A 25,149-nucleotide genomic window follows, 5' to 3' on the forward strand; every position below is an offset into this window, starting at 1 on the left:
CGGCCGGCTATCTGCTACAGTGGCGGGACTGTTCAAGGAGCCCCTATGCAGTTGGACCCCGTCAGCGGCTGGTGCGCCGGTGTGCAGCACTGCCCCTCGCCGAATTGCAATGCGCGCCCGCTGGGGGAGGTTTCCCTGCTGGTGCTCCACAACATCAGCCTGCCGCCCGGGCAGTTCGGTACCGGCAAGGTGCAGCAGTTCTTCCGGAACTGCCTGCCGCTTGATGAGCATGCCTACTACGCCGGCATCGCCCATCTGCAGGTGTCCGCGCATTTCCTGATCGAGCGTGACGGCGGCGTCACCCAGTTTGTCTCCTGCAACGAGCGGGCCTGGCATGCCGGGGTCTCCAGCTTCGAGGGGCGCGAGGGCTGCAATGATTTTTCCCTGGGCATCGAGCTGGAGGGCACCGATGACATGCCGTTCAGCGAGGCTCAGTATGCGGCGCTGATCGGCCTGGCCCGCCAGTTGCTGCAGGCCTACCCGGCGCTCAGCGTGGCGCGGATCTGCGGGCACAGCGATATCGCCCCGGGCCGCAAGACCGACCCGGGCCCGTATTTCGACTGGCCACGCCTGCGCGCGGCCCTGCTGGATCAAGGAGAGCGGTAGATGAACTTTCTGGTGCTGCTGCTGGTGCTCTGGGTGGAGAAGTTTTCTGCCGGGCGCCGGCGTATCCAGCGCGATGGCCCGTGGTTGCGCCAGCTGGCCCGGGCCGAGGCGCGGCCGGACGCGTCGCCATGGCTGCAGCTGGCGCTGCTGGTGCTGCTGCCGGTGCTGCTACTCGGTGTGCTGCTGCTGGTGCTGGAACCGCTGGCCTATGGCTGGCTGGCCTTGCCGGTGCATCTGCTGGTGGTGATCTACAGCCTGGGGCGTGGCGATGTGCTGGCGGCGCTGGGGCCGTTTCGCGATGCCTGGCGGCGTGGCGATGACCAGGCGGCGCTGCATGTGGCCGAGCGCGACCTCGGCCTCGAAGCCGATGGCGAGGCCGAGCTGTTGTTGCGTGTGCAGGGCTATGAATTGTGGCAGGCCTATCAGGCCTTCTTCGCGGTGATCTTCTGGTACGCGCTGCTCGGCCCGCTGGTGCCACTGGCCTATCGCCTGCTGGCGCTGGCCGCCGAACATGCCGCCACGGCGCCGCTGGCCGAGCGGGCCGCGCAGCTGCGCCATGGCCTGGACTGGCTACCGGTGCGGGTGCTGGCGGCCAGCTTCGCCCTGGTCGGCAACTTCGCCGCGGTCAGCCGTGCGGTGCTGCATGACCTGCTCGGCTGGGACATTCCGGCGGCGCAGTTGCTGGTCAATGCCGGGCGTGCCGCCAGCGAGCTGCCCGAACCGCAGGTGGGCGAGCCCGGAGTCAGCAGCCTGGACGAGCTGTGGCAGCTGCTGGTGCGGGCGGCCGTGCTCTGGTATGCCGCCTTTGCCGTGTGGATTCTTCTGCTCTGAGCGCTACGGCCACAGCCAGGCGGCGCCGCGCACCCCGCTGGAGTCGCCGTGGCGGGCCGGCAGCAGACGGGTGTTGACCTGGTCGGAGAACACGTGGCGCACCAGTAGCGGCGGCACCCGCTCATACAGCGCGGCGATATTCGACAGGCCGCCGCCCAGCACTATCGCGTGCGGGTCGAGCAGGTTGATCACCGTGGCCAGACCGCGCGCCAGCTGCTCGCAGTAGCGCTGCAGCGCCTGTTGGGCGGCCGGTTCGCCGGCCTGGGCGGCGGCGGCCAGCTGCGCGGCATTCAGCCCCAGGCCGCTGCGCGCGGCCCAGCCGGGGCCGCTGAGGAAGGTCTCGATGCAGTCGTCCAGGCCGCAGTAGCAGCGCCGCGCCGGGCCATCGGCCGGGCTGCGCCAGGGCAGGGCGTTGTGCCCCCATTCGCCGGCGATGGCATTCGGCCCGCCGAGCAGGCGCCCGTGGATCACGATGCCGCCACCGACCCCGGTGCCGAGGATCACCCCGAATACGCTGTCGGCCCCTGCGCCGGCGCCGTCGCTGGCTTCCGACAGGGTGAAGCAGTCGGCGTCGTTGGCCAGGCGCACCGGGCGCTGCAGCAGGTCTTCCAGGTCGCCTTGCAGGTCCTGGCCGATCAGGCACACCGAGTTGGCGTTCTTGATCCGCCCGTGATCGGGCGAGCGGGTGCCGGGAATGCCGATGCCCACGCTGCCGCTGGCGCCCAGTTGCTGCTCGGCCTCGCGCACCAGGCGCACGATGGTCTGCAGGCTGGCCTGGTAGTCGCCCTGGGGTGTCGGCAGGCGCCGCCGCAGCCGTTCGTCGGAGCCCTGCAGGGCGATGATTTCCGTCTTGGTGCCACCCAGGTCAATGCCGAAGCGGAGAGGTGTGCGCATTCTTAACCTTAAGTTACAGAGGTTGGGGTCGATATCCGGTATACAGCTTGAGAAGGTGCGAGTGCTTGCCTGAGCATGGCGCCGAGATAAACCCGTGACACCCCTATTTTGCCGTTCCAGCGCCGGTCTGCTCCCGACCGGCATACAACAATAATGGCAACAGGAGACGTTTAGTGAATAGCGTGTTGTATCCCGCCATTGCGCTGATGAACCGCCTGAGCTTCGGCATGAAGTTCAGCCTGATCAGTGTGCTTTTCTTCCTGCCCATGCTGATCACCAATTTCTATCTGGTGCGCGACTCCTATCACGAGTTCGTCGATACCCGGTCGGAACTGCAAAGCCTCGAGCTGCTCAAGCAGAGCCTGAAGATGCGCCAGGAACTGGAGCGCCTCAACGACCTGCTGGAGATCAATGCCGTGCTCGGGCAGTCCGGCGAGTCGGAGAAGCTGGTCGCGCAGATCGGCGCACTGGAAACCAGCATCAACACCACCCTGGGGCAGTTGCAGCCGAGCAGCAGCGACGCGCAGAAGATCGAGGAATTCAACACCCAGCGCGACGCCATCAAGGCCTCCCTCGATGCGGTCAAGCAGGAGTCGTCGCAGCGCAGTAAGGCCGGCCTGGTGGTCAAGGCGCTGGACAATGCCGAGGTGTTCATCAAGTTCGTCGCCAGCCAGTCCGGTCTCAGCCAGGACGGCGAACTGACGGTGCGGCAGATGACCGAGCTGCTGACCACGGTCACCCCGCCGGTGACCAAGGCCCTGAGCAAGGGCCGTGCCCTGGGCTCCTACTCCCTGGGCCAGGGCATCCTCGGCTCCTCCGACAGCACCAAGCTCGACGAGCTGCTGCTGGAGCTGGAGAAGCTGCACGCCGAATACGGCTTCAAGATCCAGAACGCCCTGCAGGGCAACGCCCTGGCGCAGAAGCAGCTGAGCGCGCTGGCCGAAGCCAGCCGCAACAGCCTGACCGAGGGCGGCAGCCTGCTGGAAGAGCAGATCCTCATGGCCGATACCCTGGACGCGCCGTGGCAGGGCTTCTTCGACCAGATGAGCGCCGGCATCGACAAGACCTATGTGCTCGACGAGGCGGTGCTGGGCTTCCTCGATGAGGAGCTGAGCGAGCGCCTGGCCGCCAAGCGTGTGCAGATGATCCTGCTGGTGGTGGCGCTGGTGCTGGTGTTCCTGCTGATCGGCTACCTCTATGGCGGCTTCTACGTATCCACCCGCACCACCCTGAAAGGCTTTGGCCAGACCCTGGGCCAGGTCGCCGCCGGCGACATGACGGTCAGGGTCAGCGTCAAGAGCCAGGACGAGCTGGGCGAGCTGGGCCAGGTGTTCAACGGCACCGTGGCGAAGATCCGCGACCTGATCGAGCTGGTCGGCCAGACCGTGACCGAAGTCGAACGCCAGGCCGATCGCGTCGAACTGGTTTCCGGCGAGAGCAGCCAGGCGGTCAGCGCCCAGCGCGGGCAGATCGAGCAGGTGGCCACGGCGATGAACCAGATGTCCGCCACCGCCCAGGAAGTGGCGCGCAGCGCCGCCGCCGCGGTGGGCAGCGCGCAGAGCGTCAACCAGGAAACCGTCAGCGGTCGTGGCATGGTCGAGTTCCAGGTCGGCAGCATCCAGCTGCTGGCCAGCGAGATCGAGAAGTCGGTCGGCGTGATCAACCAGCTGGCCGCCGACAGCGCCTCGATCAGCCAGGTGCTGGAAGTGATCAAGGGCATCGCCGGGCAGACCAACCTGCTGGCGCTCAACGCGGCCATCGAGGCGGCGCGTGCCGGCGAGCAGGGCCGCGGCTTCGCCGTGGTGGCCGACGAGGTGCGCAACCTGGCCAAACGCACCCACCAGTCCACCGAAGAGATCGAGCAGATGATCGGCCGCCTGCAGAGCGGGGTCGGCGCCACGGTGACCGCCATGAACGGCAGTCACCAGATGGTCGAAAGCACCGTCAGCCAGTCGGCCAACGTGCAGCAGGCGCTGGAGAACATCCTCGGCGCGGTGGGCATGATCGTCGACCAGAACCAGCAGATCGCCGCTGCCGCCGAGCAGCAGACCGCGGTCGCCCACGATATCGACATGAACATCGTCGAGATCAACCAGGCCGGCGAGCGTACAGCCGAAGGCGCGGTGCAGACCGAACAGGCCAGCCGCCAGCTGTCCGACCAGGTTGGTCGCCTCAAGGAGCTGATCAGCGCGTTCCGCGTCTGAGAACCTGTCTACGATCTCTTGATCGTCGGCCATGCTGCGTTGAAATTGGACTCGGACTGCTCATTTACGGCTTGTAAACTCCGCGTCCTCGCCCAATTTCGCCTTGCCTGGCTCTAGCTCAAAAGATCGTAAACAGGCTCTGAGCCTGATGCAGGCGCACAAGGCCCGCCCTCCGGCGGGCCTTGTCGTTTCTGCCTGGCCTCAGTGCGGCCAGCCGAACAGTTCGGCGGCGTTGCGGCTGCTGGCGCTGGCCAGCTCGTCCGCCTCGATGCCGCGCAGTTCGGCCAGGGCCGCGCAGATGTCGGCGAGGAACTCCGGGCTGTTGCGCTGGTGGGCGTGCATGGCCGGCGCCATGTCCGGGGCGTCGGTTTCCAGGACGATGGCCTCCAGCGGCAGGCGGGCCACGACCTGGCGCAGGCGCAGGGCCTGCGGCCAGGTCGGCGCGCCGCCGAGGCCGAGCTTGAAGCCGAGCTTGAGGTACTCGCGGGCTTCCTCGTGGCTGCCGGCGAAGGCATGGATGATGCCGCCGCGCTTGAGCCTGCAGCGTTTCAGGGTGGCGATGGTGGCCGCATGGGCGCGGCGCACATGCAGCAGGGCCGGCAGCTCGAACTCGGCGGCCAGGCGCAGCTGGGCCTCGAACAGCGCCTGCTGGCGCTGGCGGTCGAGCTGCTCGAGGAAGTAGTCCAGGCCGAACTCGCCCACCGCGCAGAGCCGGGGGTGGCCGGCCAGGCGCTGCAGCCAGTGGCGCAGCGCGTCCAGGTGCTCGGGGCGGTGCTGCTCCAGATAGACCGGGTGCAGGCCGAAGGCGGCGTACAGGCCCGCATCGCCCTGCACCAGGTCCCACAGGCGCTGCCAGTTGGCCTGGTACACGCCGAGCACCACCAGTTTCTCCACGCCCAGGGCACGGCTGCGGGCGAGCAGGGCGCCGCGGTCGGCATCGAAGTCGGGGAAGTCGAGGTGGGTGTGGGTATCGATCAGCTGCATGGGCACAGCATCGGCGATTTGCCGCGAGCTCGCCAGTCCGGGTGCGCCGCCCAGAAACGGCGAAGGCCGGCAATTGCCGGCCTTCTTCGGTTGCCAACCCGGTGCGGGGTCAGCAGTTGCCTTTCTTGGCCTGCCCGGGCGGGCAGTGGTGCGGGCCGCCGCCACCGCCACCGCCGATGTCGATGCCGATACCCGGCAGTCGCAGGCTGCAGCCCGTCATCAGGATGGCCGCCATGGTCAGGATCAGCAGACGCGCGCTCATTTAGCAGCTCCCTTTCATGCGGTGCCCGGGTGGGCAGAAGCTGCCGCCATGCTGGCCGCCGCCGACATCGAGGTGGACCGAATCGACATCGCCGATGCGGGCATGCACGCCAGGGGCGCTGAAGCTGCAACCCGACAACAGCAGGACCGAGCCTAGAACCATCACCGCCAAACTCTTCATTGGAATACTCCTGAACTTCCACACGCAAAAGACAGCTGCTGCGAACCGTGCCGGGCACGTTTCGGCGGGCAGTTGGACGCCGCGATTTAGCGCGCGTTCCATTGCAGCAAGTTTTCCCGCTGGCCGGTGCCAAGCGCTCGACAGATTTACCCGGTTGCGTCTGGGTTTTGCGAGTAATGTCCATATTTTCAATGGCTTGCCAGGCGGCAAGGAGCCTTGGCCGGTAAAGCCGCGGCGGCCGCGCTAGGCTGGCGGGAGTGGCCGTTGCGGTTTTCCGCTGTGCACTGCGTCGGCTTGACTTCGGTCATGGCCGTGGCCCGGCCATGGGTCATGATGGTGGCCAAGTGTCCATTGATGGGGTTGTGCGCCGGCTGGCGTGGAGCAGGAGCAGCTATGCAGATTCTCGACAAGCGCAAGGCGATGGCGATCACGCCCCTGCTGCGTCTCGGCTTTCGTCCGTTCTTCCTACTGGGCAGCCTGCTGGCGGCGCTGGCCATTCCGCTGTGGCTGCTGGCGCTGCAGGGCTGGCCACTGACCGAGCAACCCCTGGGCGGCTGGCTGGCCTGGCACCGCCATGAACTGGTGTTCGGCTTCGCCGGGGCGATCATCGCCGGCTTCCTGCTGACCGCGGTGCAGACCTGGACCGGGCGGCCGAGCCTGTCCGGCAAGCCGCTGGCGGTGCTGGTGGCCATCTGGCTGGTGGGGCGGCTGATGTGGTGGTCGGGCTCGCCGCTGTTGCTGCTGCTCAGCAACCTGCTGTTCTTCGCCGGTGTGGCGCTGGTGATGGCGCGGCTGCTGTGGGCGGTGCGGCAGAGCCGCAACTACCCGATCGTGGCCGTGCTGCTGCTGTTGCTGGGCGCCGACCTGCTGACCCTGCTCGGCGTGCAGCAGGGCAACGATGGCTGGCAGCGACAGGGCACCTGGGCCGCCGTGTGGCTGGTGGCGGCGATGATGGGGCTGATCGGCGGACGGGTGATTCCCTTCTTCACCCAGCGCGGCCTCGGTCGGATGACGGCGGTGCAGCCCTGGGCCTGGCTGGACTGGGCCTTGCTGTTGCTCACCGCTGCGCTGGCCGTGCTGCATGCCAGCGGCAGCGCCTTGCTGGCACAGGCTTGGCTCGGCCTGGCCTTCGCCGCCTTGGCCCTAGGTCATGGCATCCGTCTGCTGCGCTGGTTCGACGGCGGCCTGCTGCGGGTGCCGCTGCTGTGGTCGCTGCACCTAGCCTATGCCTGGCTGGGGCTGGCTTGTGCCGGCATGGCGCTGTGGCATTTCGGCCTGCTCGGCAACCCCAGCCAGGCCCTGCATGCCCTGACCGTTGGCGGCGTCGGTGGCCTGATCCTGGCCATGCTGGCGCGCGTCTCGCTGGGGCATACCGGGCGGCCGCTGGAACTGCCGCGCGGCTTCGCCCTGGCCTTTGTGCTGCTCAACCTGGGCGGCGTGTTCCGTGTGCTGGGGGTCGGCTTCTGGTACCTGCCGTCGCTGTGGCTGGCGGCGATCTGCTGGACCTGCGCCTTCGCCCTGTATCTTTACTGCTATGCGCCCATGCTCTGGAGCACCCGCGCTGACGGGCATCCGGGCTAACAGGCCGTGGAGAAACTAGCCGCTAAGGAGTGCCCATGGCTTATCTGTTGCTGAAGTTCGTCCATCTGAGCGCCGCCGCCTGCTTCATCGGTGGGGTGTTCTTCGAGGTGATGATTCTCAGCCGTGCCGCCCGGCAGCTGGAGGCGGCCCCGCGCGAGCAACTGTCACGGGCGCTGGGGCAGCGTGCCCGGCAAGTCATGCACTGGGTGGTGCTGGCGCTATACGGTGCCGGTGCGGGGCTGGCCTGGCAGTACCGGGCGGTGCTGCGGGAACCCTTCGCCAGCAGCTTCGGTACCTTGCTGGTGCTGAAGATCGGCCTGGCGCTGAGCATCCTCGGCCACTTCATCGCCGTGGTCTATCTGATGCGCAGCGGCCGCATGACGCCGGCCCGCTCGCGTTTCATCCACCTCAGCGTGCTGGTGCAGATGCTCGGCATCCTGTTTCTGGCCAAGGCCATGTTCCTGCTCGGCTGGTGAGCGGCTGCGCCGGCACTCAGCGGGCTGGCGGCCGGGGCAGCGCCCGCGAGCTGGCCAGCCGGTGGAAGTGCTCGAGGCTCTCGTAGCAGAGCACGACCTCGGCATTGCGCGCGTCGTACCAGGCGTCGGGTGCGCCGCAGCTGGTCAGGCGCAGGGTCGCGTCACGGGGCAGGTCGAACATCTCGCTGGCCTTGTTGGCCACCGCCTCCAGCTCGCCGGACGCCTTGACCTTGGCCAGCATGTCCGGGCCGTAGCTCAGGTGGCTGGGGGGCTCGTCATAGAGCACGCGGATGCGCTGTCGGATGGGGCTGCCTTGGGGGCGCTGCAGGCGTTGCTCGAACCACTGCACGGCATATTGCGCCTGGCGGTATTCCTCGTCGCAGTAGAGCGCCCGCTCCACCGGCAGGCCGGTGGTCTGGATCATCCACTCGAGGCGGTCGGGGTCGCTGCCGTAGGCCAGGCAGGCGAAGTTGTAGAAGCGCTGGGCATCCAGGGCGTGGCTGTCCCAGGGCTGGATCTCCTCGTGGGCCGGCTTGGGCCGCAGCGACTCCAGGCGCCAGTACTCGGCCACATCTAGCAGCTTCTGGTAGAAGTCGGCATCGCGCTGCTTGCCATACAGCAGGAACAGGCCGATGAAGCCCAACTGGTCGGCGGCGTCTTCCTCGCGCCCGAGCACCGGCAGCTTGAGCTCGCTGATCAGCAGGTGGCCCATCTCGTGCAGCAGGGTGAACTCGGCGTTGGCGGTGACGAAGCGTAGCTGCTCGGCACTCAGCGCCGGCTCCTCGGCGGCGGCCAGGCGGCAGAGCAGAAGCAGCGTGAGTCCAGCCAGTAATTGCTTGAGCACCGCAGCCTCCGGCCACCTCGATAGTGGGGCCAACTTTGCGAGTTGCACGGGCAAGATTCAAGGGGCAGGCGCCGGGGCCGGTCGTCCGGTGCGGAGAGGCTAGAGCTAAAAATGCCTACGACACTTTTGCGCGGGCAACAAAAAACCCGCCGAAGCGGGTTTTTCTCAGACCATTCCGACGTCCTGTCAGCTGCCTTCCTGGCGATGGTCGATCATCCTTGATCCCGATGAGCGTCCTGCTCATCAGTGATGGGCTTAGATTAGGCGCAAGGGTCGGTCGTCGACAGGGCCAATCGCAGCCTATCCGTGTAAGCCTTTGGCTATTCGTTCCGGGGCAAATGCCGGCACGCGCGGCCTCGGCCTGGCCCGCGCTGGCTCGAAAGCCAGCGTGGATCGCCCCGGGCCAGTAGAATCGGGCGGTGCAACAGGCATTCGAGGTGGCAGCGGTGGATCTACAGCGGGGCTTTGTCCTGACCCGGCACTGGCGCGATACGCCGGCCGGCACCCAGGTCGAGTTCTGGCTGGCGACCGACGCCGGCCCGCGCTTGGTGCGCGTGCCCTATCAGCCGTCGGTGGCCTTCATTCCAGCGCAGCAGCGCGCGCGCGCCGAGACGCTGCTGCAGGGCGCGCACGGCGCGGAGCTGCGCGAGCTGGACCTGTGCGATTTTCACCATCGCCCCGTGCTCGGCCTGTACTGCCAGCAGCACCGCCAGCTGATCAAGCTCGACAAGCAGCTGCGCAAGGCCGGCGTCGACGTCTACGAGGCCGATGTGCGCCCACCGGAGCGTTACCTGATGGAGCGCTTCATCACCGCGCCGCTGCTGTTCGGCGGCACGCCCGGTGAGGGCGGCCTGCTGCTCGATGCGCAACTCAAGCCGGTGCCTGATTACCGCCCGCCATTGCGCCTGGTCTCCCTCGACATCGAAACCAGCGAGCATGGCGAGCTGTACTCCATCGCCCTGGAAGGCTGCGGCCAGCGTCAGGTGTATATGCTCGGCCCGCAGCCCGAAGTGGCTGCCGAGGTGGATTTCGACCTCGACTACTGCGCAACCCGCGCCGAGCTGCTGGAGCGGCTCAACGCTTGGCTGGCCCGCCACGACCCCGACGCGATCATCGGCTGGAACCTGGTGCAGTTCGACCTGCGCGTGTTGCACGAGCATGCCCAGCACCTCAAGGTGCCGCTGCGCCTGGGGCGTGGCGGCGACGAGATGGGCTGGCGCGAGCACGGCAGCGGCAAGCACTACTTCGCCGCAGCCGCCGGCCGGCTGATCATCGACGGCATCGAGGCGCTGCGTTCGGCGACCTGGAGCTTTCCCTCGTTCAGCCTGGAATACGTCGCCCAGACCCTGCTCGGCGAGGGCAAGTCGATCGATACGCCCTACCAGCGCATGGACGAGATCAACCGCATGTTCGCCGAGGACAAGCCGGCCCTGGCGCGCTACAACCTCAAGGACTGCGTGCTGGTCACGCGGATCTTCGCCAAGACCGAGCTGCTCACCTTCCTCCTCGAGCGCGCCGCCGTCACCGGCCTGCCGGTCGACCGCAGCGGCGGCTCGGTGGCGGCCTTCACTCACCTCTATATGCCGCTGATGCACCGCCAGGGCTTCGTCGCGCCCAACCTCGGCGAGAAGATCCCGCAGGCCAGCCCCGGCGGCTTCGTCATGGAATCGCGTCCGGGCCTGTACGAGTCGGTGCTGGTGCTCGACTACAAGAGCCTGTATCCGTCGATCATCCGCACCTTCCTGATCGACCCGGTGGGCCTGGTGGAAGGCCTGCGCCACCCCGACGAGAGCCAGTCGGTGCCCGGTTTTCGCGGCGCGCGCTTCTCGCGCAGCAAGCACTGCCTGCCGGCCATCGTCGAGCGGGTCTGGCAGGGCCGCGAGGCGGCCAAGCGCGACGGCAACGCGCCGCTGTCGCAGGCGCTGAAGATCATCATGAACGCCTTCTACGGCGTGCTCGGTTCCAGCGGCTGCCGTTTCTTCGACACCCGCCTGGCCTCGTCGATCACCCTGCGCGGCCACGAGATCATGCGCCGCACCCGCGAGCTGATCGAGGCCGAAGGTCATGGGGTGATCTACGGCGATACCGACTCCACCTTCGTCTGGCTCGGCCACGAACATGCCGAAGAAGACGCGGCGCGCATCGGCCGGGCCCTGGTGCAGCGGGTCAACCAGTGGTGGCGCGAGCACCTGCAGCAGGAATACGGCCTGCACAGCGCGCTGGAGCTGCAGTTCGAGACCCACTACCGGCGCTTCCTGATGCCGACCATTCGCGGCGCCGAGGAGGGCAGCAAGAAGCGCTACGCAGGTTTGGTGCGGCGCGCGGACGGGCGCGAGGAGATGGTCTACAAGGGCCTGGAAACGGTGCGCAGCGACTGGTCGCCGCTGGCCCAGCAGTTCCAGCAGGAACTCTACCTGCGCATCTTCAACCGCCAGCCCTATCAGGCCTACGTACGCGACTACGTGCGGCGCACCCTGGCCGGCGAACTGGATGATTTGCTGATCTACCGCAAACGCCTGCGCCGCCAGCTCGGCGACTACCAGCGCAACGTGCCGCCGCATGTGCGCGCGGCGCGCCTGGCCGACGACTACAACCAGCGCCAGGGCCGGCCGCGGCAGTACCAGAACGGCGGCTGGATCAGCTACGTGATGACCCTCGCAGGGCCGGAGCCGCTGGAGACCCGCAGCACGCGGATCGACTACGAGCACTACCTGTCACGCCAGCTGCAGCCGGTGGCCGATGCGATCCTGCCGTTCGTGGATGACGACTTCACGCGCCTGGTCGACCGGCAGTTGGGATTGTTCTGATGCCGGCCCGAAGGCGGCGTCTTATCCCTTGAAGCCCTTGGCCACCAGATACACCTCCCGCGAGCGCGGCCGCGATGCCTCTGGTTTGCGGATCACCACCTTGTCGAATGAGCTGCGCACATCCTTGAGAAACTCGTCGGAGCCTTCGCCCTGGAAAACCTTGGCCACGAAGTTGCCACCGGGCTTGAGCACTTGCCGCACCATATCGAGGACCAGCTCGACCAGGTACATCGAAGAGGCCTGGTCGGCTGCGGCGACGCCACTGATATTGGGGGCGATGTCGGAGACGATCAGGTCGGGCTGGCGGCCGTCGAGCTTGGCGAGGATCTGCTGGAACACGCCGTCGTCGGTGAAGTCGCCCTGGATGAAGTCGACGTTGTCCAGCGGGTCCATCGGCAGGATGTCGCTGGCGATGACCCGCCCCTTTTCGCCCACGATCCTGCCGGCCACCTGCGACCAGCCGCCGGGTGCCGAGCCCAGGTCCATGAGCAGCATGCCGGGGCGGATCAGCTTGTCCTTCTCGTTCAGCTCCATCAGCTTGTAGCTGGCGCGCGAGCGCAGGCCGTCTTTCTGCGCCCGTTTGACGTAAGGGTCGTTGACGTGTTCGTTCAGCCAGCGGCTGCTGCTTTTGGAGCGTTTCATGGAGGGGGCCAACCACGGAGAATCAGGGAGAGGAGCGAACCAGTGTATGGGGCAGCGGGGCAGCTGCTGGTCGCAAAGTGGCAGCGATTATAAGCCGATAATCCGACACAGGCTAAATCCGTGGCCCAAGGCACGCCCCGCCACCTGCTGCCACCGCAAGAGCAAGCCTGACAGCGGCGGGCCGCGGCGGCTACAATTGCGCCTTTCCCCTTCCTCAGTTGCTTCCTTTGCCGGAGTCACCGGCCAGGATTACCGCCATGATTCGCATCAACGAACTGTCCCTGCCCCTCGATCACTCCGCCGATGAACTGCGCGCGGCCATAGTCCGACGCCTGGGCATTGCCGACGCTGACCTGCTGAGCTTCAGCGTGTTCAAGCGCAGCTACGATGCGCGCAAGAAGAACAGCGTCATCCTGTTCATCTACATCATCGATCTGGAGGCCCGCGACGAGGCGGCCATCCTGGCGCGCCTGGCTGATGATCAGCATATCCGCCCGGCCCCGGATACCCGCTACTACCCGGTCGGCCAGGCGCCGGCCAATCTGAGTGAGCGGCCGCTGGTCATCGGCTTTGGCCCCTGCGGCCTGTTCGCCGCGCTGCTGCTGGCGCAGATGGGCTTCAAACCCATAGTGCTGGAGCGCGGCAAGGATGTGCGCAGCCGCACCAAGGACACCTGGGCCCTGTGGCGCAAGAGGGTGCTGACCCCGGAGTCCAACGTGCAGTTCGGCGAGGGCGGTGCCGGGCTGTTCTCCGACGGCAAGCTGTACAGCCAGATCAAGGACCCGAAGTTCTACGCGCGCAAGGTGATGCACGAGTTCGTCCGTGCCGGCGCGCCGGAAGAAATCATGTACGTGAGCAAGCCGCACATCGGCACCTTCCGCCTTACCGGCGTGGTCGCCGCCATGCGCGAGGAGATCATCGCCCTCGGCGGCGAGGTGCGCTTCGAGAGCAGGGTCACCGATCTTGTGATCAATGAGGGCCAGCTGGAAGGCGTGGTGCTGGCCAGCGGCGAAACTCTGCGCAGTCGCCATGTGGTGCTGGCGCTGGGCCACAGCTCGCGCGACACCTTCCGCATGCTGCACCGCCAGGGCGTGTTCATCGAGGCCAAGCCCTTCGCCGTGGGTTTTCGCATCGAACACCCGCAGGGCATGATCGACCAGGCCCGCCTGGGCAAGTACGCCGGCCACCCGGAGCTGGGCGCCGCCGACTACAAGCTGGTGCATCACGCCAAGAACGGCCGCGCGGTCTACAGCTTCTGCATGTGCCCCGGCGGCACCGTGGTGGCGGCCACCTCCGAGCCTGGGCGCGTGGTGACCAACGGCATGAGCCAGTACTCGCGCAACGAGCGTAACGCCAACTCGGGCATAGTCGTGGGCATCAACCCGGAGCAGGACTTCCCCGGCGGCCCGCTGGCCGGCGTCGAGTTCCAGGAGCGCCTGGAATCGCGCGCCTATGAGCTGGGCGGCAGCGACTACTGCGCGCCGGCGCAGCTGGTGGGCGACTTCATTCGCGGCGTGCCATCGAGCGAACTGGGCGAGGTGGAGCCTTCCTACAAGCCCGGCGTGCGCCTGGGCGACCTGGCACCCTCGCTGCCAGCCTATGCGATCGAGGCCATCCGCGAGGCGCTGCCGGCCTTCGGCAAGCAGATCCGCGGTTTCGACCGTGATGACGCGGTGCTGACCGGAATCGAGACCCGCACCTCCTCGCCGGTGCGTATCACCCGTGACCACGAGACCCTGCAAAGCCTTAACCTCAAGGGCCTGTACCCGGCCGGCGAGGGCGCCGGCTATGCCGGCGGCATCCTCTCGGCGGGCGTGGACGGCATCAAGGTCGCCGAGGCGCTGGCCAAGGCGATGTTGTCCGAGCAGAGTCACTGAGACGCGCAGCGATGAAACTCGACGACATCAAGAAGCTGCAGCAGAAGAAGTACCGCGCCGAGTTCGGGCATTTTCTGGTGGAAGGCGAGCACCTGCTGCAGGAACTGCAGAAGGCCGCCGTGCACAACCCCGCGCTGCTGGGCAGCCAGCTGTATGTGACGGCCGCCTACGAGCACTGGCAGAGCCCGTTCCGGACTCACGTGATCAGCGACCGGCAGATGGCGCAGATCGCCGACACCCAGACGCCGCAAGGCATCCTCGCCGTGGTGCCCATGGCGGCGCTGACTCCGGTGGCTGCAGCTCCGGGCGAGCGTGCCATCTACCTGCACGAGATCCAGGACCCGGGCAACCTCGGCACCATCCTGCGCACCCTGGCCTGGTTCGGCGGTTTCCGCTGCCTGCTCAGCCCCGGCAGCGTCGATCCGTACAACCCCAAGGTCGTGCGCTCCAGCATGGGTGCCATTTTCCATACCCCCATGGAGCTGGATGTGGAGCTGGATGCCCTGCGCCCGCGCTTTGCGCGCCTTGCCTGTCTGGACATGCAGGGCGAGCCGGTACAGTCGGCCCGCTTCAACGCCTTCGACTGCTACCTGTTCGGCAACGAGGCGCGCGGCGTGCCCCGCGAGCAACTGAACGCGCTGGGTGCCCAGCCTTTCACCATTCCCGGCTGCGGCGCCATCGAATCGTTGAACCTGGCCACCACGGTCAATATGTGTGCCTACGAATTGAACAGGTAAGCATGCCCCCCAAGTCACGCCTCAAGTAACCCCCAAGTCGCGGAGCCGCTCAGGCATGTGGTTGGTGAGGTCAGCCGTGAGAGGCTGCAAGCTGCGCTGGGCTTGGCCGACCGCAAATATTTCCGCGAGCGCTATCTACGCCCAGCGCTGGATGCTGGGCTGATTGCCATGACCCGGCCGGACAAACCCAACAGCCGCCTGCAGTGTTATTACCTGACGGAGCTGGGCGAGCAGGCTCGGCGGTAGTTGCGTTGCGTGGCTTGAGCGCAGATTGGTATTTCATGAGGGGGCTTGGTATTCCAAAAATTGCCGCCTGCGGGCTTGGAATGCCATTTGGAATGCCAGAAGGCGTGGCTGCAACTGGGGGCTCGTGAGCGCCGGTGGAGCTGAAAGCCCCGTATTTGCTGGATTTCAGGCACAAAAAAAGACGTCCGTGGACGTCTTTATATGTGTATTTGGTGGAGCCGGGGGGATTTGAACCCCCGTCCGCCAGTTCGCCGCTATCGGTTCTACATGCGTAGCCATCTCTATTGAGTTAACTCCGCGCGACCCGAGTGGCAGGGTGCTTGGAGCGAGCTGCATAAGTTTTAGCCGTTACACCTGCAGCGAGTTTGGCGGCGATCCTGTTCTATCTGACTGTCCAGAATCTTCGGGTTTACAGGCATCCCCTATGGACAGCTAGCGGCACTTAGGCGGCTAGAGCGTAGTTGTCGTCGTTGGCAACTATAAGTTTGCAACAGTGGATTTACGAGTTCTGTTACCAACTCGGCATGCCCCTCAAGTTTTGTTACCGGCGTCGAATCCTAATCGGCCCCAAAACCTTCCTACCGCAGTAGGACCGCTAGTCTACGGCAAAGGTTCCGCAGCGTCGACCGTCCATCTGGCTTTAGAATGGTCGCGGGTTTGTCGCCGGGGTGGCTGGCCCTGGCGCTGCCATGTGCCATCATTCCTCTGTTTCGATTGCCTGGAGCGCCGGCATGCCGCCTGCACCGCACAAACCTTTGCGTCGCTGGATCTGGCAGGCCTTCCTGCAGAGTGCGCTGATTCCGCTGGTTCTGGTGGAGTCGGTACTGATCGGCGTCTACCTGTACACCAACGAGTCGATCCGCGAGTCCCAGGTCGGCTACCTGCAGAACAGTGCGCTGCAGGATCTGGCCAGTGCGGTGCAGCGCGAGGGGCAGGTGATCGACAGCCGGCTCAGGGCCATCGAGTCGCAGGTCAGCATTTTCCGCGATGCGGTTGGCGAGGCCTTGCAGGACAAGCGTTTCGAACCGGACGCGCTGGAGCGGGCGCGCCATACGCAGACCGCGGACGGGGTGTTCTACAGCCGCAGCGATGACGGCCGCGCCGCCTCCTTTTATGCCAACAGCACTCCGCCGCAGCGCCAGGATCGCGACAAGGTCCTGCGCCTGTCGCGGGTCGATCCGCTGATGCGCTCGATCAAGGGCGCCGACCCGCTGGTGGCGGCGGTGTATTTCAACAGCTGGGACAGCTACAACCGCATCTACCCGTTCTTCATGACGCCCGAGCAGTATCCGCATGACATGGTCATCCCGGACTACAACTTCTATTACCTCGCCGATGCCAAGCACAACCCGCAGCGCAAGACGGTGTGGGCCGATGTCTATCTGGATCCGGCCGGCCTCGGCTGGATGATGTCAGCGATCGCTCCGGTGTATCGCGGCGATTTTCTCGAGGGTGTGGTGGGGCTGGACGTGACGGTGGGGCAGATGCTCGCCGAGATCGGCAATCTGCAGGTGCCCTGGCAGGGCTATGCGCTGCTGGTCAGCCGGGACAACGGCATCATGGCGCTGCCGGCGGCGGCCGAGCATGATTTCGGCTTGCGCGAGCTGACCCAGTATTCCTATGCCGAAGCGGTCAGGCGCGAGGTGCTCAAGCCGGCCGATTTCAAGCTGGATCGCCAGGCTGGCCTGCAGCCGCTGATCGCGGCCATGGCGCAGGCCCGGCATGGCGTCGAGGAGGTGCAGCTGGGCGGGCGCAGCCAGTTGATGGCCTGGAGCGAGATCCCGCAGACCGGCTGGCGCCTGCTGCTGGTGGTGGACGAGGCCAACATCTTCCGCGAGACCAACAGCCTGGCCGAACAGTACCAGCAGATCGGCTACCTGCTGATCGCCGGGCTGCTGTTCTTCTATCTATTGTTCGGCAGCTGGATGTGGCTGCGCTCGCGGCAGTTGAGCAACCAGCTGGCCACGCCGCTGGCCGGCATCGTCGGGATGATGCGGCGCCTGGCGCACGGCGAGCGGGCCTCGGAAGTGCCGCCCACGGGGATCAGCGAGCTGGCCGACATGGCCCAGGAAGTGCGCTATGCCGGTGAGCAGCTGCGGGCCAGCGAGTCGCGCCGGCTCGAGGTGCAGCGGACCCTGGAGCTGGTGCTGGAAAGCACCACGGAAAGCCTCTGGGAAGTCGAGGCGATGAGCCTGAGCATTTGCGTCAGCGAGCGCTTCGTCAAACGCTTCGGCCTGCGCGACAGCTGCATGCCGTTCGCCGAGTTCAACCAGCGCGCGCATCCGGATGACTTGCCGCGCATCCGCCAGCTGCGTCTGAGCATGGCGGACGACGCCCGCGAGGACTTCTTTGAGGCCGAGTACCGCTATGCCGACGCCCAGGGCCAGTACGTCTGGCTGCTCAGCCGCGGCAAGGTCATCGAGCGTGACGGCCAGGGGCGCGCGGTGCGGGCGGCCGGTACGCATGTCGACATCACCGGCCTCAAGCTGGTCCAGGAGGAGTTGCGTCGCGCCAGCCTGGAGGCGCAGGCGGCCAGCCAGGCCAAGAGCCGCTTCCTGTCCAGCATGAGCCATGAACTGCGCACCCCGCTCAATGCCATCCATGGTTTTGCCCAGCTGATCGAGCTGGAAGTGCAGGAGCGCCCGGACGCCGCCCAGGAGCTGGAGTACGCGCGGGAGATCGTGCTGGCCAGCCGCCATCTGACCTCGCTGGTCGACGATATCCTCGACCTGTCCAGCATCGAGAGCCGGCGCCAGCACCTGCAGCTCAAACCGGTCGAAGTCAGCGCGCTGCTCAGTGGTTGTGCCGAGCTGGTGCTGCCGGAAGTGCTGCAGCGTGGCCAGCAGCTGCGGGTGACGCCCGGGGTGGTTGGCGAGCTGTATGTGCTGGCCGATATCCGCCGGGTGCGCCAGGTGCTGCTCAACCTGCTGTCCAATGCGCTCAAGTACAACGCGCCGCAGGGCCTGGTCTGCCTGGGCTACGAGTTGCGCCCCGGTTGCGTGCGGCTGTGGGTCGAGGACTGCGGGCCGGGGCTCAGTGCCGAGCAGCAGAGCCAGCTGTTCCAGCCGTTCCAGCGCCTCGGCCGGGAAAGCTCGAATATTCCCGGTACCGGTATCGGCCTGGTGCTGTGCAAGGAGCTGGCCGCGCTGATGGACGGCGAGATCGGCTTCAGCAGTTCGCCGGGTGCCGGCAGTCGTTTCTGGATCGACTTGCCGAGCGCGGCGGCGCCGACCCCGGCGGTCGCCACGGATATCCAGGCGAGCGACGACGGCACGGAGCAGCCGTTGGCCCAGGTGCTTTGCGTGGAGGACCATCCGGCCTGCCTGCGCGTGCTGCAGGAGGGGCTGCGCAGCATGGCCGAGGTGCAGGGCGCCGGCTCGCTGCGCCGGGCCAAGGTGTTGCTGGGCGAGCAGACCCCGGCGCTGGTGCTGCTGGATCTCGACCTGCCGGATGGCAACGGCCTGGCGCTGCTGGAGTGGATGCGCAGCCAGCCGCAGCTGGTCGATGTGCCGGTGCTGGTGGTCAGCGCGGCCATCGATGAGGCACAGATGGCCGAGGCCCGCGAGCAGGGCGCGCAGGCCTGCCTGCTCAAGCCGGTGGATCTGCAGAAGCTGCGGCAGATGGCGCTGTCGTTGCTCGGCCAGGTGGTCTAGCAGGCGGCGCCTGGGGCCCGTTTGGGCCGGCCTATTCGCTGGACTGCAGCAGGTTCAGCGCCTCTTCCAGCACCTTGACCGACTCGGCGTGGTCGCCGGCCTTGTGCAGGGCTTCGCCCTCGGCGCGCAGGCGCTTGACCTCGGCGAGCACGGCCGGGTCGGCCGGCGGGTCGCTTTTCAGCAGTTGATCGATCTTGGCCATCTCCTGCGGGCAGTGCATGGCCATCAGTGGCGTGCAGAGCAGGGCGGCGGCGAGAAACAGGGCGGTGCGGCGCATGATGGCTCTCCTCGACTGGGCGGTGTCAGCAGTATAGGAGCCGCGCAACGATCTGCAGGGCGGGCGGCTGTTCGCTGGGTGCTTGCCGGGTGAGGTTAGCCCGGGCAAAAAAAGCCCCGCACGGGGCGGGGCCGAAGTTAGCGTGCCGGGGCACGCACCTTGAGGTCAGGCTTTGCGCCGGGTCACCCGGTCGACCAGGTAGACCAGGCCGTGGTAGTCGATGCCGGCATGATGGCTGAGGCCGATCTCGCAGGTACGGCTGGTGGAGATGCCTTCGTCGCAGATCTGCACCGCCTCCTTCAGGCTGCGCAGCGCGTGTGCATTCAGTTGCGGGGTGGTGAAGCCCTTGTCGCCGGCGAAGCCGCAGCAGTGGATGCCTTCGGGGATCACCACCTCGCGAGTGCAGCGCCGGACGATGTCGATCAGGCCCTGGGCCTCGCCCAGGTGCTGGGTGCTGCAGGTGACATGCACGGCCACCGGCTGCTCCTGCGGGCTGAACTCCAGCCGGTCGAGCAGATGTAAACGGATGAACTTCACCGGGTCGTGCAGCTGCAGGCGCGGGTCGAGGCCGTCCTGCAGCAGGCGCAGGGTGCAGGGGCTGGTGTCGCAGTAGATCGGGTCAAGGCCGCCACGGCTGGCCTGGAGCAGGGCGTCGATCAGCTCCTGCTTCTTGCGTTCGGCCTGCTCGGGGTAGCCTTTGGAGGCGAACGGCTGGCCGCAGCACAGGTTGTCCTGCTCGTCAGGGAAGACCACCTGGAAGCCGGCCTTTTCCAGCAACTGGCGAGTCTTGTCGAGCAGCGGCATCTGCTCGCTGTCGGCAAAGGCCGGGCCCATGGCCCGCGACACGCAGGCGGCCAGGTAGACCACTCGCGGCCGTGCATCGCTGACGACCGGATTGATGCGCAGCGGCTGCACCGCCTGTGGCATGGCCGGCGTCCACAGGGGCAGGCCGGCGCTTTCATGCAACGTACGGGCGACTTTGGCCAGGCGTGGCGCGCCGAGCAGTCGGCGCGCGCCATCAGCCAGGCGCAGGCTCAGGCGAGTGCCTTGCAGCGCCGTGGCGAAGTGCCCGGCCAGCCAGGTGGCAGTGCCGGGGTGCTGGGCACTGGTGGCGCGCAGCTGGCGCACCAGGTCGCCGGTGTTGATGCCCACCGGGCAGCGCTGCGCGCACAGGCCGGTGGCGGCGCAGGTGTCGAGGCCCTGGTGCTGGTAGGCGCGTTCCAGCTCGGAGGTGTCGATGCCGGCGCGCTTGCGCGCCTGGATATCGCGCCAGATGACGATGCGCTGGCGCGGCGTCAGGGTCAGCCCGTTGGACGGACACACCGGCTCGCAGAAGCCGCACTCGATGCATTTGTCGACGATGGCGTCGGCGGCCGGCAGCGGCTTGAGGTGTTTCAGGTGGATCTGCGGGTCTTCGCTGAGCACCACGTCCGGGTTGAGGATGCCCTGCGGGTCGAGCAGGCGCTTGAGCGTCCACATCAGCTGGTAGGCCTCGCTGCCCCACTCGAGTTCCACAAAGGGCGCCATATTGCGCCCGGTGCCGTGCTCGGCCTTCAGCGCGCCGCCGAACTCCACCGCCACCAGCTGGGTGACGTCCTGCATGAAGGCCTCGTAGCGGGCGACCTGGGCCGGGTCGTCGAAACCCTGGGTGAAGACGAAGTGCAGGTTGCCCTCCAGGGCATGGCCGAACAGGATCGCCTCGTCGTAGCGGTGCTTCTCCAGCAGCGCGAGCAGGCGGTTGCCCCCCTCGGCCAGGCGCTCGACCGGGAAGGTCACGTCCTCGATGATCACCGTGGTGCCGGTCTGGCGCACCGCGCCGACGGCGGGGAAGGTGTCCTTGCGGATCTTCCACAGCTGGTTGTAGACGGCCGGGTCCTCGCTGAAGTCGACCTGCTTCTCCACCGGGAAGTGGGCGATGGATGCCATGATCTGCGCCAGCTGTTCGTGCAGCAGGCTCTGGCTGGCGGCACGCGATTCGATCAGCAGGGCACAGGCATTGGCCGACAGGTTTTTCACCCAGTCCGGCATGCCCGCCATGTTTTCCACCGAGCGCATGCTGCGCCGATCCAGCAGCTCCACCGCCGATACCGGCTGGCGCTTGAGCAGCGGCACGGCCTGGCAGCAGGTCTCCACATCGGGGAAGACGATCAGCGCGCTGGCCTTGTGCGGGTGATCCGGCACGGTGTCGTAGGTCACCGCGCTGATGAAACCGAGGGTGCCTTCGGAGCCGACCATCAGGTGGTTGAGGATCTCCAGCGGCTCATCGAAATCGACCAGGGCATTCAGCGAGAAGCCGGTGGTGTTCTTCAGCCGGTACTTGTGCCGAATCTTGTCGGCCAGGGCGGTATTGGCGCGGGTCTGCCGGCCCAGTTCGGCCAGGCGCTCGAGCAGCGCCGCGTGGCTCTGGCGGAAGGCGGCCACGCTGGCGGCGTCCTCGCTGTCCACCACCGTGCCGTCGGCCAGCACCAGGCGCAGGCCGGCCAGGGTCTGGTAGGTGTTCTGCGCGGTGCCGCAGCACATGCCGCTGGAGTTGTTGGCGACTATGCCGCCGATCTTCGCCGCGTTGATCGAGGCCGGGTCCGGGCCGATCTTGCGCAGGAAGGGCGCCAGCGCGGCGTTGGCGTTGGCGCCGATGACTCCCGGCTGCAGGCGGATCTGCGCGCCCTGGTTGCGGATTTCCCGGCCGTTCCAGTGTTCGCCGAGAACGATCAGCACCGAGTCGGAAATCGCCTGGCCGGACAGGCTGGTGCCGGCGGCGCGGAAGGTCACCGGCACCTTCTCAGCACTGGCCAGTTTGAGCAGCTCGACCACTTCCGCCTCGCTCTCGACGCGCAGCACCAGCTTGGGGATCAGCCGGTAGAAGCTGGCGTCGGTGCCGAAAGCCAGGGTCGACAGCGGGTCGTCGAAACGCCGTTCGCGGGGGATCAGGCGGGCGGCTGCAGCGAGGAAGGTGGCGGGCAGGCTCATGGGCGCTCCGGATTGTTCTTGGGCTGTTGTGGGAGCGGATTTATCCGCGCTGCCGTCCTTGTTGACGGCATCGCGGCTGAAGCCGCTCCTACGCGGATGCTCAGCGACTCAGTTCACGCACCAGCGAATCGGCGCTGATTTCGGCGATGGACTTGGCCCCGGTCAGGGTCATGGCTACGCGCATTTCCTTGTCGATCAGCTCCAGCAGGTTGGTTACGCCGGCGCCACCGGCGGCGGCCAGGGCGTAGACGAAGGCGCGACCGAGCATCACCGTGTCGGCGCCGAGGGCGAGCATGCGCACCACGTCCAGGCCGGTGCGGATGCCCGAGTCGGCGAGGATCTTGATCTCGCCCTTCACCGCGTCGGCAATCGCCGGCAGGGCGCGGGCACTGGACAGCACGCCGTCGAGCTGGCGGCCGCCGTGGTTGGACACGACGATGCCGTCGGCACCGAACTTCACCGCGTCGCGGGCGTCGTCCGCATCGAGGATACCCTTGATCACCATCGGGCCGTCCCAGAAGTCGCGGATCCACTCCAGGTCTTTCCAGGAGATCGACGGGTCGAAGTTGGCGCCCAGCCAGCCGATGTAGTCGGCCAACCCGGTGGGGTTGCCGCGGTAGGCGGAGATGTTGCCCAGGTCATGGGGCTTGCCCAGCAGGCCGACGTCCCAGGCCCAGGCCGGGTGGGTCATGGCCTGCAGCACGCGGCGCAGCGGCGCGTTCGGCCCGCTCATGCCGGAGTGGGCGTCACGGTAGCGCGCGCCGGGCACCGGCATGTCGACGGTGAACACCAGGGTGGTGACGCCGGCGGCCTTGGCGCGCTCCAGGGCGTTGCGCATGAAGCCGCGGTCCTTCAGCACATAGAGCTGGAACCACATGGGGCGGCTGATCGCCGGGGCGACTTCCTCGATCGGGCACACCGAGACGGTCGACAAGGTGAAGGGAATGCCCTTGGCCGCCGCCGCCTTGGCCGCCTGCACTTCGCCACGGCGGGCGTACATGCCGGTCAGGCCGACCGGGGCCAGGGCCACCGGCATGGCCAGCTTCTCGCCGAACAGCTCGGTTTCCAGGCTCAGTTCGGCCATGTTGCGCAGCACGCGCTGGCGCAGGGCGATGTCGGCCAGGTCGGCGACGTTGCGCCCCAGGGTGTGCTCGGCGTAGGCGCCGCCGTCGATGTAGTGGAACAGGAACGGTGGCAGCTTGCGCCGGGCGGCTTCGCGGTAGTCGGTGGAGGCGGAAATGATCATCGGTAGGCTTCCGTCGAGTCTCGAAAGAGCGATGCCCCGGCCGGGGCCGGGGCGTCGTTGGGCATGGATCAGCGGGCCAGCAGCGGGTCGCCGATGCCCAGGCCATAGATGGCGAACAGGGCGATCAGGCCGGTGAACAGCACGTAGTACAGGGTCGGCCAGACGGTCTTGCGCAGGGTGGTGCCCTCGCGGCCGAGCAGGCCGACGGTGGCCGAGGCGGCCACCACGTTATGGATGGCGACCATGTTGCCGGCCGCCGCGCCGATGGCCTGCACGGCGACGACCAGCGCGGTGGAAATGCCCAGGTTTTGCGCCACGCCGAACTGGAACTGCGCCAGCATCATGTTGCTCACCGTGTTGGAGCCGGCGATGAAGGCGCCCAGGGCGCCGACGCTCGGCGCCAGCAGCGGGTAGATGCCGCCGACGCTGTCGGCTACGTAGCGGGCCATGGTGATTGGCATGCTGGCCAGTTCCGCGGCGTTGACCCCGGAATTGATCAGGATGCGCACCATGGGCACGGTGAACAGCAGGACGAAGCCGGCGCCGAGCAGCACGCCGGTCGATTCCTTCACCGCCGCGCCCAGCTCGCGCAGCTTCATGCCATGCAGGAAGAAGGTGGCCAGCACCACAGCGACCAGGATGCCGCCGGGCAGGTACAGCGGCATGAAATCGGCCTTGATGCCGGCCTCGCCGAGGATGTCCGGGAACACCAGCACCACGGATTTCAGCGCGGCGCCGACCTCAGGGAACACCCGACTGACCACCAGCAGGGCGCCGACCAGCACATAGGGCAGCCAGGCGCGCAGGGTGCCCATGGGCTTGACGGTGAGGCTGTCGAGCTTCATCTCGACGCTGCCCAGCCACTCGCTCGGCCATTCGCTGGCCGGGGCGAAGTCCCAGTGCTTCTTCGGCACCAGGAAGCCGAAGTGGGCGGCGGTGCAGACGATGGCCAGGCCGACCAGACCGCCCAGCAGGGAGGGGAACTCCGGGCCGAGGAACACGCCGGTGGCGGCATAGGGCAGGGTGAAGGCCAGGCCGGCGAAAATGGCGAAGGGCAGCACCTCGAAGCCGGCCTTCCAGCTCTTCTCGCGGCCGAAGAAGCGGGTCAGCATCAGCACCATGATCAGCGGCATCAGGGTGCCGACCGTGGCATGGATGATCGCCACTTCGCTGGTGATCAGCTGCAGGTAGGCCTCCCAGCTGGAACCCTGGGCGACCAGCTGGGCGCCGATGCCGGCGCTGTCCAGGCCGGTGTTGAGGCCGACCAGGATCGGCGTGCCGACCGCGCCGAAGGATACCGGGGTGCTCTGCACCAGCATGCCGAGGATCACCGCCGCCAGCGCCGGGAAGCCGATGGCCACCAGCAGCGGCGCGGCGATGGCCGCCGGGGTGCCGAAGCCGGAGGCGCCCTCGATGAAGCAGCCGAACAGCCAGCCGATGATCAGCGCCTGGATGCGCCGATCCGGGCTGATGGTGGCAAAGCCGGCGCGGATCGCGGTGATGCCGCCGGAATGCTTGAGGGTGTTGAGCAGCAGGATGGCGCCGAAGATGATCCACAGCACGCCGCCGGTGATCACCAGGCCCTGCAGGGTGGAGGCGAGCACTCGGTTGAAACTCATGTCCCACACGCTCAGGCCGATGCCGGCGGTGAGCAGGTAGACCAACGGCATGGCGCGCTTGGCCGGCCAGCGCAGGCCGATCAGCAGCACAGCGGCCAGCAGGATGGGGGAGAAGGCGAGGAAGGCGAGAAGTCCGGACGACATGATCGTTCTCCGCTCAGGGGCGCATCGGGCGCAGGCAGGTGGATGGGCGACGGGGCGGGCTGAGCGGTGGGT

General features: G+C 67.1%; 19 protein-coding genes, 1 other RNA gene and 1 pseudogene. 10 read left to right on the top strand and 11 right to left on the bottom strand.

Features of this window, described 5'->3' with window-relative positions; translation table 11 throughout:
* The first annotated feature begins 45 nt into the window (after window positions 1-45).
* Both ampD and ampE read left to right on the top strand, forming a co-directional pair.
* Window positions 46-606, top strand: coding sequence for a 1,6-anhydro-N-acetylmuramyl-L-alanine amidase AmpD (gene ampD, locus F3I16_RS10355; protein ID WP_160493576.1), 561 nt, complete (start codon window positions 46-48; stop codon window positions 604-606).
* The gene (gene ampE, locus F3I16_RS10360; RefSeq protein ID WP_160493577.1) at window positions 607-1,437 is read left to right on the top strand and encodes a regulatory signaling modulator protein AmpE; all 831 of its coding nucleotides are present in this window, start codon (window positions 607-609) and stop codon (window positions 1,435-1,437) included. It begins immediately after the preceding gene.
* Window positions 1,438-1,440: 3 nt separating this feature from the next.
* Here the strand turns inward: ampE and F3I16_RS10365 are convergent, their stop codons facing one another.
* Complete coding sequence (locus F3I16_RS10365) at window positions 1,441-2,331, bottom strand: ROK family protein (RefSeq protein ID WP_160493578.1); 891 nt, start codon at window positions 2,329-2,331, stop codon at window positions 1,441-1,443.
* Between the two features lie 173 nt (window positions 2,332-2,504).
* Between F3I16_RS10365 and F3I16_RS10370 the strand changes: the two genes are divergently transcribed.
* A complete protein-coding gene (locus F3I16_RS10370; RefSeq protein ID WP_160493579.1) occupies window positions 2,505-4,535 on the top strand; it encodes a methyl-accepting chemotaxis protein in 2,031 nt (676 codons plus the stop codon).
* A 201-nt stretch (window positions 4,536-4,736) separates the two neighbouring features.
* On the opposite strand, the gene F3I16_RS10375 is transcribed toward F3I16_RS10370, so the two are convergent.
* The 3 genes from F3I16_RS10375 to F3I16_RS10380 all read right to left on the bottom strand — a co-directional run bounded on the left by F3I16_RS10375 (window position 4,737) and on the right by F3I16_RS10380 (window position 5,961).
* Entirely contained in the window at window positions 4,737-5,519 is a 783-nt protein-coding gene (locus F3I16_RS10375; protein ID WP_160493580.1) for a TatD family hydrolase, read from the bottom strand.
* 109 nt (window positions 5,520-5,628) lie between these two features.
* The gene (locus F3I16_RS21015; RefSeq protein ID WP_178116662.1) at window positions 5,629-5,781 is read right to left on the bottom strand and encodes a hypothetical protein; all 153 of its coding nucleotides are present in this window, start codon (window positions 5,779-5,781) and stop codon (window positions 5,629-5,631) included.
* A complete protein-coding gene (locus F3I16_RS10380; RefSeq protein WP_160493581.1) occupies window positions 5,782-5,961 on the bottom strand; it encodes a hypothetical protein in 180 nt (59 codons plus the stop codon).
* A gap of 393 nt (window positions 5,962-6,354) precedes the next feature.
* On the opposite strand from F3I16_RS10380, the gene F3I16_RS10385 reads away from it, so the two are divergent.
* On the top strand, window positions 6,355-7,542 hold the full coding sequence (locus F3I16_RS10385) for an NnrS family protein (protein WP_160493582.1): 1,188 nt from the start codon (window positions 6,355-6,357) through the stop codon (window positions 7,540-7,542).
* A gap of 35 nt (window positions 7,543-7,577) precedes the next feature.
* Window positions 7,578-8,018, top strand: a complete 441-nt coding sequence (locus F3I16_RS10390) for a CopD family copper resistance protein (RefSeq protein ID WP_160493583.1) — start codon at window positions 7,578-7,580, stop codon at window positions 8,016-8,018.
* 16 nt (window positions 8,019-8,034) lie between these two features.
* On the opposite strand, the gene F3I16_RS10395 is transcribed toward F3I16_RS10390, so the two are convergent.
* Window positions 8,035-8,862, bottom strand: coding sequence for a DUF4344 domain-containing metallopeptidase (locus F3I16_RS10395; RefSeq protein ID WP_372239613.1), 828 nt, complete (start codon window positions 8,860-8,862; stop codon window positions 8,035-8,037).
* A gap of 446 nt (window positions 8,863-9,308) precedes the next feature.
* On the opposite strand from F3I16_RS10395, the gene F3I16_RS10400 reads away from it, so the two are divergent.
* A complete protein-coding gene (locus tag F3I16_RS10400) occupies window positions 9,309-11,669 on the top strand; it encodes a DNA polymerase II (protein WP_160493584.1) in 2,361 nt (786 codons plus the stop codon).
* 21 nt (window positions 11,670-11,690) lie between these two features.
* Here F3I16_RS10400 and rlmE read toward each other — a convergent pair whose 3' ends face one another.
* Complete coding sequence (gene rlmE / locus F3I16_RS10405; protein ID WP_160493585.1) at window positions 11,691-12,311, bottom strand: 23S rRNA (uridine(2552)-2'-O)-methyltransferase RlmE; 621 nt, start codon at window positions 12,309-12,311, stop codon at window positions 11,691-11,693.
* Window positions 12,312-12,568: 257 nt separating this feature from the next.
* Between rlmE and F3I16_RS10410 the strand changes: the two genes are divergently transcribed.
* The 3 genes and pseudogenes from F3I16_RS10410 to F3I16_RS21360 form a co-directional block, all read left to right on the top strand.
* Window positions 12,569-14,188, top strand: coding sequence for an NAD(P)/FAD-dependent oxidoreductase (locus F3I16_RS10410; protein WP_160493586.1), 1,620 nt, complete (start codon window positions 12,569-12,571; stop codon window positions 14,186-14,188).
* 11 nt (window positions 14,189-14,199) lie between these two features.
* Entirely contained in the window at window positions 14,200-14,925 is a 726-nt protein-coding gene (locus F3I16_RS10415; protein WP_160493587.1) for an RNA methyltransferase, read from the top strand.
* 45 nt (window positions 14,926-14,970) lie between these two features.
* A pseudogene (locus F3I16_RS21360) lies at window positions 14,971-15,171 on the top strand (Fic family protein); the annotation flags it as partial.
* Between the two features lie 210 nt (window positions 15,172-15,381).
* Here the strand turns inward: F3I16_RS21360 and ssrA are convergent.
* Window positions 15,382-15,740: a transfer-messenger RNA gene (gene ssrA / locus F3I16_RS10420) on the bottom strand.
* A 162-nt stretch (window positions 15,741-15,902) separates the two neighbouring features.
* Here ssrA and F3I16_RS10425 point away from each other — a divergent pair.
* A complete protein-coding gene (locus F3I16_RS10425) occupies window positions 15,903-18,824 on the top strand; it encodes an ATP-binding protein (protein ID WP_160493588.1) in 2,922 nt (973 codons plus the stop codon).
* A gap of 31 nt (window positions 18,825-18,855) precedes the next feature.
* Here the strand turns inward: F3I16_RS10425 and F3I16_RS10430 are convergent, their stop codons facing one another.
* The 4 genes from F3I16_RS10430 to F3I16_RS10445 form a co-directional block, all read right to left on the bottom strand.
* The gene (locus tag F3I16_RS10430; protein ID WP_160082557.1) at window positions 18,856-19,101 is read right to left on the bottom strand and encodes a hypothetical protein; all 246 of its coding nucleotides are present in this window, start codon (window positions 19,099-19,101) and stop codon (window positions 18,856-18,858) included.
* A gap of 165 nt (window positions 19,102-19,266) precedes the next feature.
* The gene (locus F3I16_RS10435; protein WP_160493589.1) at window positions 19,267-22,068 is read right to left on the bottom strand and encodes an FAD-binding and (Fe-S)-binding domain-containing protein; all 2,802 of its coding nucleotides are present in this window, start codon (window positions 22,066-22,068) and stop codon (window positions 19,267-19,269) included.
* A 100-nt stretch (window positions 22,069-22,168) separates the two neighbouring features.
* On the bottom strand, window positions 22,169-23,314 hold the full coding sequence (lldD, locus tag F3I16_RS10440; protein ID WP_160493590.1) for an FMN-dependent L-lactate dehydrogenase LldD: 1,146 nt from the start codon (window positions 23,312-23,314) through the stop codon (window positions 22,169-22,171).
* Window positions 23,315-23,382: 68 nt separating this feature from the next.
* The gene (locus tag F3I16_RS10445; protein ID WP_160493591.1) at window positions 23,383-25,077 is read right to left on the bottom strand and encodes an L-lactate permease; all 1,695 of its coding nucleotides are present in this window, start codon (window positions 25,075-25,077) and stop codon (window positions 23,383-23,385) included.
* Between the last annotated feature and the right edge of the window lie 72 nt (window positions 25,078-25,149).

The organism is Pseudomonas sp. L-22-4S-12 (assembly GCF_009799935.1).
Lineage (GTDB): Bacteria > Pseudomonadota > Gammaproteobacteria > Pseudomonadales > Pseudomonadaceae > Aquipseudomonas.

Bases quoted from the DNA above. Each gene is read 5' to 3' on its own strand.
- ampD (WP_160493576.1), top strand. From the start codon at position 46: ATGCAGTTGGACCCCGTCAGCGGCTGGTGCGCCGGTGTGCAGCACTGC.
- ampE (WP_160493577.1), top strand. From the start codon at position 607: ATGAACTTTCTGGTGCTGCTGCTGGTGCTCTGGGTGGAGAAGTTTTCT.
- F3I16_RS10365 (WP_160493578.1), bottom strand. From the start codon at position 2,331: ATGCGCACACCTCTCCGCTTCGGCATTGACCTGGGTGGCACCAAGACG.
- F3I16_RS10375 (WP_160493580.1), bottom strand. From the start codon at position 5,519: ATGCAGCTGATCGATACCCACACCCACCTCGACTTCCCCGACTTCGAT.
- F3I16_RS21015 (WP_178116662.1), bottom strand. From the start codon at position 5,781: ATGAGCGCGCGTCTGCTGATCCTGACCATGGCGGCCATCCTGATGACG.
- F3I16_RS10380 (WP_160493581.1), bottom strand. From the start codon at position 5,961: ATGAAGAGTTTGGCGGTGATGGTTCTAGGCTCGGTCCTGCTGTTGTCG.
- F3I16_RS10385 (WP_160493582.1), top strand. From the start codon at position 6,355: ATGCAGATTCTCGACAAGCGCAAGGCGATGGCGATCACGCCCCTGCTG.
- F3I16_RS10390 (WP_160493583.1), top strand. From the start codon at position 7,578: ATGGCTTATCTGTTGCTGAAGTTCGTCCATCTGAGCGCCGCCGCCTGC.
- rlmE (WP_160493585.1), bottom strand. From the start codon at position 12,311: ATGAAACGCTCCAAAAGCAGCAGCCGCTGGCTGAACGAACACGTCAAC.
- F3I16_RS10410 (WP_160493586.1), top strand. From the start codon at position 12,569: ATGATTCGCATCAACGAACTGTCCCTGCCCCTCGATCACTCCGCCGAT.
- F3I16_RS10415 (WP_160493587.1), top strand. From the start codon at position 14,200: ATGAAACTCGACGACATCAAGAAGCTGCAGCAGAAGAAGTACCGCGCC.
- F3I16_RS10425 (WP_160493588.1), top strand. From the start codon at position 15,903: ATGCCGCCTGCACCGCACAAACCTTTGCGTCGCTGGATCTGGCAGGCC.
- F3I16_RS10430 (WP_160082557.1), bottom strand. From the start codon at position 19,101: ATGCGCCGCACCGCCCTGTTTCTCGCCGCCGCCCTGCTCTGCACGCCA.
- F3I16_RS10435 (WP_160493589.1), bottom strand. From the start codon at position 22,068: ATGAGCCTGCCCGCCACCTTCCTCGCTGCAGCCGCCCGCCTGATCCCC.
- lldD (WP_160493590.1), bottom strand. From the start codon at position 23,314: ATGATCATTTCCGCCTCCACCGACTACCGCGAAGCCGCCCGGCGCAAG.
- F3I16_RS10445 (WP_160493591.1), bottom strand. From the start codon at position 25,077: ATGTCGTCCGGACTTCTCGCCTTCCTCGCCTTCTCCCCCATCCTGCTG.